11 protein-coding genes and 1 pseudogene are annotated in these 12,940 nt (G+C 29.9%); 11 read left to right on the forward strand and 1 reads right to left on the reverse strand.

Annotated elements, in window-relative coordinates; all coding sequences use genetic code 11:
• Nucleotides 1-46 precede the first annotated feature (46 nt).
• Nucleotides 47-400, reverse strand: a pseudogene (locus BN38_RS11645) (transposase); the annotation flags it as partial.
• 258 nt (nucleotides 401-658) lie between these two features.
• On the opposite strand from BN38_RS11645, the gene BN38_RS01900 reads away from it, so the two are divergent.
• The 11 genes from BN38_RS01900 (at nucleotide 659) to BN38_RS01950 (ending at nucleotide 12,916) form a co-directional block, all read left to right on the forward strand.
• Nucleotides 659-1,705 carry a winged helix-turn-helix domain-containing protein gene (locus BN38_RS01900; protein WP_044565221.1) on the forward strand — a complete coding sequence of 349 codons (1,047 nt, stop codon included), beginning with the start codon at nucleotides 659-661 and terminating at the stop codon, nucleotides 1,703-1,705.
• 2 nt (nucleotides 1,706-1,707) lie between these two features.
• Nucleotides 1,708-2,400, forward strand: coding sequence for a hypothetical protein (locus BN38_RS01905; protein WP_044565222.1), 693 nt, complete (start codon nucleotides 1,708-1,710; stop codon nucleotides 2,398-2,400).
• A 10-nt stretch (nucleotides 2,401-2,410) separates the two neighbouring features.
• A complete protein-coding gene (locus BN38_RS01910) occupies nucleotides 2,411-3,715 on the forward strand; it encodes a hypothetical protein (RefSeq protein ID WP_044565223.1) in 1,305 nt (434 codons plus the stop codon).
• A 13-nt stretch (nucleotides 3,716-3,728) separates the two neighbouring features.
• Nucleotides 3,729-5,879, forward strand: coding sequence for a hydantoinase/oxoprolinase family protein (locus BN38_RS01915; RefSeq protein WP_044565224.1), 2,151 nt, complete (start codon nucleotides 3,729-3,731; stop codon nucleotides 5,877-5,879).
• A gap of 1 nt (nucleotide 5,880) precedes the next feature.
• On the forward strand, nucleotides 5,881-6,420 hold the full coding sequence (locus tag BN38_RS01920) for a hypothetical protein (protein ID WP_044565225.1): 540 nt from the start codon (nucleotides 5,881-5,883) through the stop codon (nucleotides 6,418-6,420).
• Nucleotides 6,417-7,775 (forward strand): FAD-dependent oxidoreductase, encoded by a 1,359-nt coding sequence (locus BN38_RS01925; RefSeq protein WP_044565226.1) that lies wholly within the window; start codon nucleotides 6,417-6,419, stop codon nucleotides 7,773-7,775. The genes BN38_RS01920 and BN38_RS01925 overlap by 4 nt, the downstream gene beginning before the upstream one ends.
• A gap of 762 nt (nucleotides 7,776-8,537) precedes the next feature.
• Nucleotides 8,538-10,466, forward strand: coding sequence for a BglG family transcription antiterminator (locus BN38_RS01930; RefSeq protein ID WP_044565228.1), 1,929 nt, complete (start codon nucleotides 8,538-8,540; stop codon nucleotides 10,464-10,466).
• Complete coding sequence (locus tag BN38_RS01935) at nucleotides 10,459-10,893, forward strand: PTS sugar transporter subunit IIA (protein ID WP_044565229.1); 435 nt, start codon at nucleotides 10,459-10,461, stop codon at nucleotides 10,891-10,893. The genes BN38_RS01930 and BN38_RS01935 overlap by 8 nt, the downstream gene beginning before the upstream one ends.
• A gap of 17 nt (nucleotides 10,894-10,910) precedes the next feature.
• Nucleotides 10,911-11,555 (forward strand): bifunctional 4-hydroxy-2-oxoglutarate aldolase/2-dehydro-3-deoxy-phosphogluconate aldolase, encoded by a 645-nt coding sequence (locus BN38_RS01940; protein WP_044565230.1) that lies wholly within the window; start codon nucleotides 10,911-10,913, stop codon nucleotides 11,553-11,555.
• Entirely contained in the window at nucleotides 11,552-11,863 is a 312-nt protein-coding gene (locus tag BN38_RS01945) for a PTS fructose transporter subunit IIB (protein ID WP_044565232.1), read from the forward strand. Before BN38_RS01940 ends, BN38_RS01945 begins: the two co-directional genes overlap by 4 nt.
• Before the next feature lie 3 nt (nucleotides 11,864-11,866).
• A complete protein-coding gene (locus BN38_RS01950) occupies nucleotides 11,867-12,916 on the forward strand; it encodes a PTS fructose transporter subunit IIC (protein ID WP_044565233.1) in 1,050 nt (349 codons plus the stop codon).
• The last annotated feature ends 24 nt before the right edge of the window (nucleotides 12,917-12,940 follow it).

Genomic DNA, 12,940 nt, shown 5'->3' on the forward strand with positions numbered 1-12,940 from the left:
CAGTCAAATCCATAATATTGTGTAAAATATGCTAATACAATATTTGCTATTTCATCTTAATATACAATTTAGAAGAGGTTATCCAATCCTCATTGATATCAATGAGGATTGTGCCTATTAGTCTAATAGCTGAATCTTCATTAGGGAATATTCTAATTACTTTTTCTCGTCTTCTAACTTCTTGATTTAGTCTTTCTAAGTAATTGTTGACCTAAGCCACATCATTAGATAAGTATGCAAAGGCATCGTCAAATCATTTATCTAAGGTGTTTAAAGAGTTTTGGAATTTCTTTTCGCTTTCGTATTTTAAAAAGATTTCATCTTTAATTTTTCTTGTCAAGTTGATATCTTGGATTTTAAATAGAGCTTTGATATCAGTTTTAAAGTCTTCATCGTTTTTAATGTTTAGAATAATTTATGTTTTTATTGTAAATATAGTTGGGTAGTTGTTAATCTTAGTTTGTTTTTCTGGTATAAACATTGTACTAATTAAAGTTTTAAATAAATCTTATATATACAATTATGCATAATCCATTATATTTTTCACCACAAATATATATAAATATACCTTTAAATAAATAGAAGCCTTGACAAGAAAAAGTTTTCATGATATAAATAAGCTAACTTATTTTAGTATATAAAATAAGTAGGAGGCTCCATGAAAAAATTATCTATAAATGATGTAAAGACATCAAATCGAAAACTAGTAATTAATACAATCTTATCAAACCCGGGATTATCAAGATTAGATTTAAGTAAATTGACTAAGCTTTCAACAGCAACAATTACATCACTTACGAAAGAATTGATTGAAGAAAATATTATTTATGAATCCGAAGTTAAAAAATCTACAGGTGGCAGACCTAAAGTAGGATTACGAGTTACAGAATTATCATCAGTAAATTTAGTTTTTGAAGTAAGACATCGATCCATTACTTTTAAAAAATATAAGGAACATAATATTGTGGATGAAAAGGTATTCAATATGGACTATTTGGATGGTAATTATATGGTTCATATAATAACTCAGATTGTAAAAGATAATTCTAAGAATATTACAAATGCAGTGGTTTTACTTGAAGAAAATATTAATCAAAACGAGATTAGCTACTTATTCGAGACTCCTGTTAATAGTGACAGAATTTCTTTTAGTGCTGCGCTAAATATGTATAATGATATTCCAATTCCAATTGAGAGTAGCCTTAAATATATTTTAACTGAAGAAATAGCAAAGGTGGAATCTGAATTTATAGAGCTTTATGCCTTTGTATCTGTTGATGAGAAATTAAGTACGCAAGTAATGTATAACTTTAATAGTTTTGATAAAACTAATAAGTTAAAAACCACTATAGAATTGTCTGAAATATTTAGTTTAAATAATACCTTAGATATGTGGCTTGATACTTATAATAGAATTAATTGTTTAATTGAAAATAATATAAATATTTCTAGATATGATGTATCTTTAAAGAATTTTATCAATCGTTTATCTTTTGCATTAGATAATTTATTGATTTTCTATAATTTAGATGCTATTTTTTTAATAGGGAATGCTAGTAAAATACCGAATATTGATAGAAAAGTATCCAAATTAATGGTGAATACTAAAAATCTTGCACTAATTGATTCGTTTGAAACAACAAAATCAGACAAATCAAGCAATTTAAACGAAGCTCTAATCAGAGAGTTATACTTGGGAGAATAAAAATGTTAAGAAATATTATTGACAATAATAAGTTTACTTTATTAGTTAGCTTACCAGCTAATAAAATTGAATACGCAACTGCTGCACTAGAATCTGGAGCTGATGGAGTAAAGGTACATCTAAATGTTCATCATTATGCTTCAAATAATACTTATGGATCATTCGAAGAAGAAAGGACCTTTTTAGAAGACTTATCAAGGGAAGTCAAAAAATATGATAAAATATTTGGCTTGGTTCCTGGTGAAGGAAATAAATATGCATCAACTGATGAACTTGAAAAGCTAAATCAATTAGGGGCAGATTTCTTATCCTCTTATGTTGAGTACGCACCAGCTGAATTGTTATTAAATAAAAAGTTTGATATTTTAGGAGCGTTATCTTCTACTACAGACATAAAGCCTGACTATTTAAATGAAGTAAACACAGATATATTGGAATGCTCAATTGTTCCACAAGAGAAGTACAGAACACAATTAACTATTTATGATTTGGCTAAGTATTCTAATGTTGTAAAAAATACAAATAAACCGGTTTTGATCCCTACCCAAAAAAAGATAAAACCAGAAGAAATAGTTCTTTTGCATGATATAGGTTGCAAAGCTATCATGCTAGGAGCAGTTGTTTTTGAAGATAGAAATATAGATACATACAAAAGAGTGATAAGCGAGTTTAGAAAAAATATAGATAGTTTATAGGAGAATATATATGATTAAAGGTGTATTAATTTTAGTTTTATTTCTAATTATTGCAGGTTTGATGATTTCAAAAAAAATGCCAACTTTAATAGCTCTTCCTTTATTAGCAATAGGGATATCTGTGATTTCAGGTGTTCCTTTTATTGCAACGGATGTAGATGGTAACAATATTGGATGGCTTCATTCGGTAATTGAAGCTGGTAGTACACGTATGGCAAGTGCCTATATAGCAGTTATTTTTGGAGCTTGGCTTGGCCAGATGATGAATAAATCTGGGGTAACTGAAAATTTGATAAAAAAAGCTGCGGAGTTAGGAGGAGATAGGCCGTTGGTTATAACTATAGTTCTTTCTATAGTTGTTGCACTTTTGTTTACGACTTTAGCGGGACTAGGTTCAATTATTATGGTAGGTACTATTGTATTACCAATAATGGTATCTATTGGTATACCAGCACTTTCTGCTGTATCTATTTTTTTAATGGCTTTTGCAACTGGTCTTAGTTTTAATATTGCCAATTGGCAAACATACAGTAGTATTTTTGGCGTAGAAGTGCAACAAATAAAATCATTTTCGATTTACCTAATGATAGCAACTACTATAGCTACTTTAGTTTTAATTATTAGAGAGTTCAAAATCAATGGAATTAAGTTATCTTTTTCAAACCAATTGAATAACGAACTTAATAACAAGAACGAACTTAAAGGAGTAAGAGGTTTCCTAGCTATGATTACACCTATAATTCCAATTATATTAGTTGTATTTTTAAAATTTCCGATAGTTCCATCCTTTATGGTGGGAATAATATGGATTGCAATAGCTACATTTAAAAATTGGAATAAAACGATGGGACTTATAACAAAATCATGCTATGATGGGATATCCGATGCAGCGCCAGCTGTAATACTAATGGTCGGAATTGGGATGTTATATCTATCTGTAACGAATCCTATAGTAATGGATGTATTAAATCCTTTAATGTCAGTAGTTACTCCAAAAACTAGAATTATGTTTATTCTATTTTTTGTAGTGTTTGCTCCGTTAGCATTATATAGGGGACCTTTAAATTTGTTTGGCTTGGGATCTGGTATAGCAGCTTTAATGATTAGTTTAGGCGTTCTTCCTACATTAGCTGTTATGGGAGCTTTCCTATCTGTTGAACGAATCCAAGCTGTTGGAGACCCTACAAACACACAAAACGTTTGGTGTGCAAATTTTGTTGGAGTAGAAGTAAATACAATTACGAAAAAATTGCTACCATATTTATGGGCACTAACTACTATTGGAGTTCTAATAGCTGCCTTTAAATATTTTTAGATAGGGAGAGATTATGAAAGTAAGAATTGGTATAGATGTAGGTGGTACATTTACTGATGCTGCAGTAATAAATAATGAGACTTATGAATTGGTGGGATCTTCTAAAGTTCCCACTACACATAATTCTACTCTAGGGGTAGCTGAAGGTATTATACAAGTTTTAAACGATGTATTAAAAAAATACAGAATTGATCCTTCAGATGTAGTGTTTATAGCACATGGTACAACACAAGCCACAAATGCTCTTCTGGAGGGTGATGTTTCTAAAGTAGGAGTTATTACTGTAGGACAAGGTGTTGAAGGGTTAAAATCTAAAAGAGACACATCTTTTGGAGATATAAAGCTTACAAATAATAAATATTTAAGTACAGAAAATCAATATATAGATTTAAAGGAATACGATGGAGTTAATCAAGAAATTGCAGAAAATGCAATTTTAAATCTTAAAAATGAAGGGTGTGAATCCTTAGTTGCTGCAGAAGCCTTTAGTGTTAATAATCCTAACAATGAGAATTACATAGTAGAGGTAAGTGAAAAAAATGGACTTGCTGCTACAGCAACAAACGAAATATCAAAATTATATGGTCTTAAGGTTAGAACTAAGACAGCTATAATAAATGCCAGTATAATGCCTAAAATGCTTGAAACAGCTAATATGACAGAATCAAGTATTAAAGAATCAAATATTAAATCTCAGTTAATGGTTATGAGATGTGATGGTGGAGTAATGAGCATTGAAGAGGTGAGAAAAAGACCTATTTTAACTATTTTATCAGGTCCTTCTGCTGGAGTTGCTGGAGCACTGATGTATGAAAAACTTACTGATGGTATATTTTTAGAGGTTGGAGGCACATCCACAGATATTTCGTGTGTTAAAGATGGAAAAGTAATGATAAAATACGCAGAGGTAGGAGATCACAAGACATATATAAATTCCCTAGATGTCAGAACAGTAGGTATAGGTGGAGGATCCATGGTCCAATTCGAAAACAACAAAATAGTTGGAACTGGACCTAGGTCTGCTCACATCGCAGGACTCGATTATGAGGTTTATGCGGATCCGTCTGAAATAGTTAATCCGGTATTAAAAGTTATTAGCCCAATAAATGGCGATCCAGATTATTGTTATATTGAGTGCTTAAATAATAAAAAATATTGTCTAACATTATCAGGAGCTGCAAATATTCTTGGATATATCAATGAAGGAGATTATGCAAGAGGGAATGTAGAATCAGCAAGAAAAGCTTGGGAGCCATTAGCTACCAAATGTGGCTTAACAATTGAAGAAGCTGCAAAAGCAGTGATGGATTTTGCTGCTAAAAAGAACTCAGAAGTTGTAAATAAGATAATTGGAGACTATGATTTAAATCCAAGAAGCACAATTTTTGTAGGCGGAGGAGGCGGAGCAAGTGTAGTAGTTCCTCATTTAGGTGAGTATATGAATTATAAGTATAAAGTAGCTAAAAATGCTCCGGTAATATCAACTATTGGTGTTGCTTTAGCAATGGTAAGAGAAGTGGTTGAAAGAACTGTTGCCAATCCAACTGAGGAGGAAATTCTAGAGATTAGGAGAGAAGTTGAAAGAGCAATAATTAATTCAGGAGCTAACTCATCAACTGTAGAAATATCAGTAGAAGTAGATAACCAAAGGAACTTAATTAGGGGTACTGCAATAGGAACTACAGAATTAAGAACTAAAGATTTATCACAATCAAACTTAGAAACTAAGGATTTATTGGCTATAGTAGCTGATAATCTAGGTGTTAGCATTTCTGAACTAAGTATCGTGGCCCAAAACAAAAAAATGATAGCTGTTGTATATAAAAATGTATCCAGAAAGTTTGGGATTTTTAAAAAAATAAGTAATAACTTAAGGCTAATCGATAATGAAGGCGTGATAAGACTCCAAAAGAATAATGCTAATGTATTTCAAACAACTAAAGATAATTATTTGCAGACGTTAAATTATGTTCTTGATGAATATACAGAATATAATGATGGTGGTGCTCAATTACCTAATATATATATAGTTAATGATCTTAAAATAATAGATGTTTCAGGATTACAAACATCATCTCAGGTAATTGCTTTAGCAGACATTGAATTGGCATCTACTCCAGAAGATGAGACTCTTATTATAATTTCTACAAGTAGAGCTGACTAACATGGCAGAAATAAGATTGCCTTTTCCTGATTATAATTTATCTAAAGATGAGGTTTTAAATAGTAATTTATCAAAAAAAACTACCCAAAAGTGCGCTTTAAAATATTTTGATCAATCTTGGAAATGTGGTAAATATCAAGCTGAGCAATTAATATCGAATGACACAGTTGCGAATTTTGAAGAAGAGTTTATATCTCGAAACTATAGGATTTATGAATATCACATAGATAATAAAATTGGCAATATTCGTTATTATGCTGATATTTTTCCTGAAAACAAAATTATAAAGCTATACTCTTTATCAATCAAAAAATGGTCTGACCAATTTGATTTGAATTATGAAAGATCGAAGAATTTAGTACTTGCTCATGAATACTTTCACTATATAGAATACTCATCTATAGGATTTTTAAGTGAAATGACTAATATACCATACTTAAAAATTGGAAACTATAAATTCGGAAAATTAAAGTTTAATATCTTATCTGAGGTCGGAGCATATTCATTTGTGAATACATTAATAGAAAGAGGTGTAGTATGAAAGAGCTAAATTATGATGTTGTTGTCATTGGGGGTGGACCAGCAGGTGTATGTGCAGCAACAGCATCAGCACGAAATGGTGCAAAAACACTTTTAGTTGAGAGGTTTGGGTACCTCGGAGGAATGCTAACGAATGCTGGTACAGGACCTATGATGACATTCCACGCAGGTGATACACAAGTAGTTACAGGAATAGCGGATGAAATAATAGAAAAGTTAAAGTCTAGAAATCTTTCTCCAGGGCACATGGATGATTTTGTTGGGTACACATCAAGTGCTACGCCGTTTGATGCTGAAGGTATGAAAATAGCTATGGAGGAGATCGTAATAGATTCGGGTGCAGATATTCTGTACCATACTCAATGTATAGATTTATTTCATGAAAATGGGCATATTGAAAAATTAAAGTTATTTTCTAAGTGTGGTGAATTTTTCGTTAAATCCAAGGTATTTATTGATGCTACTGCAGATGCTGATTTAGCAATAAGAACAGGGGTATCGGTTCTTTATGGAAGAAAAGAGGATCAGCTTGCTCAACCTATGACAATGAATGCGAAGGTATATAATGTTGATCGTGAAAGATTAAAGAAATTTCTACACGAAAATGTAGAAAAAACCTATGCTAAAAGTCACCAAGTTATAGATGGATCCTCAAGAATTGGTATTAATGCTGAATTAGATTCATTGAAATTTGCTATTAAGAATAAAAAACTAAGTTTTAATAGAGAAGTTGTATTAGCCTTTGAGACAAATAACCCAGGCGAGTTCATTGTAAATATGTCTAGGGTATCAAAATTAAAAGCGACGGATCCGTTTGACTTAACAGAAGCCGAAATTATAGGTAGAAAACAGGTTCAAGAAGTATTGAGTTATTTAAGGGAAAATATCCCTGGATTTGAAAAATGTATTTTAGCCTACACTGGCCCTAATATAGGAATAAGAGAATCCAATAAAATTTTTGGGTTATATACTTTAACTGATGAAGATTTGGTCAATAATGTCATGTTTGATGATGCGATAGCTATGGGTGGGTACCCAATAGATATCCACTCACCAGAAGGTAAGGAAGAAACCTTGCATAAATTCTTAAAACCAGGAAGCTGGTATTCAATCCCATATAGGATACTTATTACTAATGAAAGTGATAATTTAATTGTTGTGGGTAGATGCGTAAGTGCAACTCATAAAGCTTTAGCAGCTATTAGAGTTACAGCCATTGTAAGTGCAATAGCGCAAGGTGGAGGTACAGCCGCAGCTATAGCGGCACTAAACGATATTGATGTTAAAAAAGTAAATATAGAAGAATTACAATTGAGGCTAAAAAAAGGCAATCAGTTTTTGAAAAATTACGAGTAATTTAAATAACGGTCTCCTAATTATCAAATTTTTACGTTAAATATCACAAATAATAATGTTGAATCAAAAAAATTAGAAACTATATATTTTAAATAAAAATGGGGTTTGATAATACATTTATAGGTGTTTTATTAAACCTCATAAGTATTTATTATTCTATATAAAATTAGTTTTTTGGCATACTCTATAAAACTTTAAAATTTTCCTTTTACAGATTTTTTTCTATTATATATTAAATTTCAATGTATTAATTTATGTTTTTATAAGATTTCTTATATTTATGAATTTTATTTACCATACTATTTAACTTATTTTATAGACGTAAATAATATTTATCTGACCTATATAAATATAAAATGCATTTTGATAAAGATAACAATATTTATTTCATAAAATCATTATTACTTCTAGTGATTCAATATTATTTCACAGATACAATATCTAATTGGAAAAATCAACAAATATAAAATGTTTATAAACAATATGTATATATGTTATTAATATTAAAAACATATGATTGAATAAAATAATTGAATCAACTTCTAGTGTTTTAAACCATTAAAAACTATGCATGAAAAAATATAAACTTTATATTGGCATTCTGATTAATGATTAATGTTAAATATCTTGTATTGCCATCTCTATTAGAATTAAAAATGTATTAAACCCAGGAACAAAAGAAAACTTTTTCATATATGATATGAAAATACTTTATTTTACTAAATTATTCGTATTTGCTACTATAAGGATAGGTGAAAGAGAATGAATGATAGACAAAAGAAGATAATTGAATATTTGAAGAACAACACAGAAAACATTTCCACAAAAGATATATCAGAAAAGTTTGATGTTTCAAGAAGGACGGTTTTCTCTGATTTAAATACTATTGAGCTATTTTTGAAAAGCACTGTATATGAGTTAATTAGGAACGATGGAAAGGGTCTATCTATAATTAAGTCTAATAAATCTCCTACAAATAGTTTTGATACAAATGTCATATTTAATAATGACAGAAGATTACAGATATTGAAAAATGTAATATTTTGTGAAGAAGCATACAATATAGACTCATTTGCCGATATGCTTTATATTAGCACATCAACATTAATTAATGACATTGGAGTTATCAATGAAGTGTATTTAAACGGAGAGCAATGCAAGTTAATAATTAAGAATAACCTATTGATATTATCAGATTATAAAAATATGCAGAGGATCTATGTTAAATTTAACGAAATAATTTATAATACTATCTCTCAATCTATTATTCAGCAAGAACTTATTTACAATATCTATTACGAAGTGCTAAATGAAACGTATGGTGCAGAGCTTGTATATAGTATGAAAAAAATTATTTATAACTTTATAAAGGGGAATTATCAAACAATTGCTGGATACTACTTAGATAATATTGTTAGTAACTTAATTGTTCTAGTATATATAAAACTAAAGGGAAATAATCTAAATCAAATAAGTTATATTTATTCAGAAAATATTTCGTTTAAAGCTTTATCTCTAATAGAAAAAATGGAGAAAAAGTATGATGTTAAATTTGATGATAAAGAAAAATTATTTATAGCTGATTTGTTAAAAGGGAATAAATTTGTACAAACAATTGATGGAAATTACGACTCAATTATATTAACTTTAATAAGTCAATTATCTGAAATTTTAGATGTTAATCTTAACAACGACACAATATTACTTGAACAACTTCGAAATCATTTTCCGCCACTAATGTATCGAATGTCAAATGACATTCAAATCAACAACCCATTTATAGTAGATATAAAAAAAGAGTATCTGACTCTGTTTAATGCTGTTTGGATGGTTGTTATGTACAACCAAGAAAAATTTGAATATTCAATAAACGACAACGAGATTGGTCTAATAACTATATATGTACAATCAGCGCTTGACAGAAATAAAGTTGCTAGAAGGATAGCGTTGATAAACTCTAACAAAATGATGAGTTCAGATTTTATATTGAACAGGATAAGTAATGTTCTCACTACTGACGAAATAGAAGTTTTTGAAAACGTAGGTTATTCAATCATCAATCAAGGACATTTTGATTTTATAATAAATACTGGTGACAAACAATTTGAAAATATACCAACTGTAAATATTTCGCCTGTTGTTTCAGATACGGATTTAAAAAATATAGCAAACCTTTTTACTAATACAATTTTTAAAAATAAAAGCTATATGGATATTACAACTGATGATGTTTTGAAGAGTGTAGTAACAAAATATTTTAAAAAAGAAACTACCTTTTTAGAAAAAAATTTTAAAAATAAAGAACAACTATTAGAATTCTCTAATGAGATGCTAATAGAAAATAATATTGTGACTAAAGATTATTTAGAATCTGTTTTGGTAAGAGAAACTAAAGGTAGTACTGAGATTAATAATTTTATATCAATTCCACATGGTAATCCCAACTATGTTAAAGATAATTGTGTATTGACTATTGTAAATAAAACTCCTTTTATTTGGACTGAAAACAAAGTTCAAATTGTATTTTTAGTCAACGTTTCTAGAAATGATATGAATGATTTAAAAAATTTATTTAATATTATACTAAGGATTTCTAATACAAGGGGACTTGTTCAACACTTACTGAAGGTGAAAACTTATGATGATTTTATTAATCTGATTTTACAATTGAAAGGAAAAAATAATGATTGAGGAAGACTTAATATTTATTGATTCAACGTTTGATACAAAAGATGATATTTTTAATTTTGTAGCAGATAAAGTCTTGGAAAAAAATTATATTAATTCAAAAGAGTTTTTTTTAAAAAGTTTATATGATAGAGAAGAAGTCATGCCAACATCTTTTGACTTTAATATAGCTATACCTCATGCTAAAAGTAATGCTATAAATAATGATTTCATAGCATTTTTAAAACTCAAACGTCCAATAATACGGAATGAAAACGATAATGATTCTACGGATAAAATATTTTTAATAGCGGTAACATCTGAGGGGAGTGATAGACATCTAAGATATATAGCTAATTTAAGTAAGAAAATTATAAATGATGATTTTAGGAGAAAACTTGAAAATTTAGATAGTGTACAAGCTGCGTATGATTTATTCAATCAAATATAACCTATAAGGGAGGTTTTATGGAATTTGGTAAAGTAACACTAATTTTAAGAGGCTATAACTATAAACAAATTAAAAACATTTGTGAAGTTTTATTAAGTGGTAAGTATATAAAAAATCTGGAAATCACATTAAATTCAGACGATCCTTATACGGTAATTGACAAAATCAGCAAAAAATATTCAGATGAATTGAATATTGGGGCTGGTACCGTAATAACATTTGATCAGTTGAGAAAGGCGCACAAATCAGGAGCAAAATTTGCCCTATCTCCAATAAAAATGTCTACAGATATGCTAAATTATTGTAAAGATAATAACATTATATCCATACCAGGGGCATACAGCCCAAGCGAAATAAAAGAGATGCATGATTTGGGAGCGAATATCATAAAGGTATTTCCTTCAAATGAATTATCTTTAAGTTATGCTAAGAAAGTAAAAGAGCCATTGGGGGACGAAATAAATCTTATGGCAGTTGGTGGAATAAATAAAGATAACGTTGGAGAAGCTTTTAGAGGTGGATATGATTACGTTGGAAGCGCAGGGGGTATTTTTGCTAAAAAGAATATATTGGATCAAAATATTGAAAAATTAGCGGAAGATTTACAAGGATTTGAAGAGAAACTAGAAGCTTATTATCAAAAATTGAGGGAAATAAAATGAAAGTATTAGGAATTACAGCTTGTCCAACAGGTATTGCACATACCTACATGGCTCAAGAATCTCTAGAAAATGAGTTAAAAAAAAGAGGCTTTGATTACAAGGTCGAAACACAAGGTGGACTTGGTATTGAAAATGAACTTACAAAAGAGGATATACATGATGCTGATGTTATTATACTTGCGGTAAGTATCGTTATCGAAGGGGAGGAAAGATTTGAAGGCAAAAAGGTATTAAGGGCAGATGTTGATAGAGCAATTAAAGATGTGAAAAATCTTGTTGATGAAGCAGTAGAAATCGCAGAGGTATAGATTATGAAAAAAATACTAAAAGATATTCAGAAACATTTACTTAGTGGTGTTTCTTTTATGATGCCAATAGTAGTTGCTGGTGGTGTTATACTTGCCATATCATTACTAGGAGCTGAACAAACCTCAACAGGAATGGTTCCTCAAGGGGAGTTAATGACGTTTATAAATCAGCTAGGTAAAGCTGGTATGACGATGATGATTCCAGTATTTGCGGCGTATATAGCATATTCTGTAGCTGGAAAACCAGCACTTACTCCAGGGTTCATATTAGGTTTTATAGCAAATAGCACTATAACATTCAATGGAACAGAGATCAAGAGTGGTTTCATTGGCGCTTTAATTATGGGGCTTGCTGCAGGATATTTTGTACAGTGGATGAAATCTTGGAGGGTTGCAAAACACAAACTTTTCCGATCAGTTACGCCAATATTAATAATACCTATAATATCAGTATTATCTCTAGGTTTGATTTATTACTTTATAATAGGATATCCTATTTCATTTGTTGTAAATTCTTTTACAAAATTTATGACAAATCTTCAAGGTGGAAGTAAGGCTATTTTTGCTGTAGCAATGGGAGTATTTTCTGAAATCGACTTTGGAGGGCCAATAACAAAAGCGGTTTCTATGTTTACACTTACACTATTAAACGAAGGTATACTTGAGCCAAATGGTATATTCCGTGTGCTTGTAGCGGTCCCACCAATTGGAATATTTTTAGCTACTATTATAGCAAAGGAAAAATTCAGTGAATCAGAAAGAGATGGAGCTAAAGCTGTTGGAATCATGGGTATGCTTGGCATCACAGAAGGAGCAATACCATATGCTATAAAAGATCCAAAAGCGGTATTCCCTTCAACTATAGGTGGGTGTATTGTTGGTGCACTAATAGCTGCATTTACAGGTGTTACTTGTCCAGTTCCTCACGGTGGGTTTATAGTATTACCTGTTGTTGGTAATAAGTTAGCATTTGTAATAGCAATAATAGTAGGGTCACTAACAACAGCATTACTTTTAAAAATACTTAAGAAAGACTATGTAGAAGAGGTTTAAAAATTATAAATATTAGCATTTTAT

It is taken from the genome of Anaerococcus provencensis, assembly GCF_000312365.2.
In the GTDB taxonomy this organism is placed as follows: Bacteria; Bacillota; Clostridia; order Tissierellales; family Peptoniphilaceae; genus Anaerococcus; species Anaerococcus provencensis.

What these genes read in the sequence shown, in the direction of transcription:
- BN38_RS01900 (WP_044565221.1), top strand. Translation starts at nt 659, where the DNA reads ATGAAAAAATTATCTATAAATGATGTAAAGACATCAAATCGAAAACTA.
- BN38_RS01905 (WP_044565222.1), top strand. Translation starts at nt 1,708, where the DNA reads ATGTTAAGAAATATTATTGACAATAATAAGTTTACTTTATTAGTTAGC.
- BN38_RS01910 (WP_044565223.1), top strand. Translation starts at nt 2,411, where the DNA reads ATGATTAAAGGTGTATTAATTTTAGTTTTATTTCTAATTATTGCAGGT.
- BN38_RS01915 (WP_044565224.1), top strand. Translation starts at nt 3,729, where the DNA reads ATGAAAGTAAGAATTGGTATAGATGTAGGTGGTACATTTACTGATGCT.
- BN38_RS01920 (WP_044565225.1), top strand. Translation starts at nt 5,881, where the DNA reads ATGGCAGAAATAAGATTGCCTTTTCCTGATTATAATTTATCTAAAGAT.
- BN38_RS01925 (WP_044565226.1), top strand. Translation starts at nt 6,417, where the DNA reads ATGAAAGAGCTAAATTATGATGTTGTTGTCATTGGGGGTGGACCAGCA.
- BN38_RS01930 (WP_044565228.1), top strand. Translation starts at nt 8,538, where the DNA reads ATGAATGATAGACAAAAGAAGATAATTGAATATTTGAAGAACAACACA.
- BN38_RS01935 (WP_044565229.1), top strand. Translation starts at nt 10,459, where the DNA reads ATGATTGAGGAAGACTTAATATTTATTGATTCAACGTTTGATACAAAA.
- BN38_RS01940 (WP_044565230.1), top strand. Translation starts at nt 10,911, where the DNA reads ATGGAATTTGGTAAAGTAACACTAATTTTAAGAGGCTATAACTATAAA.
- BN38_RS01945 (WP_044565232.1), top strand. Translation starts at nt 11,552, where the DNA reads ATGAAAGTATTAGGAATTACAGCTTGTCCAACAGGTATTGCACATACC.
- BN38_RS01950 (WP_044565233.1), top strand. Translation starts at nt 11,867, where the DNA reads ATGAAAAAAATACTAAAAGATATTCAGAAACATTTACTTAGTGGTGTT.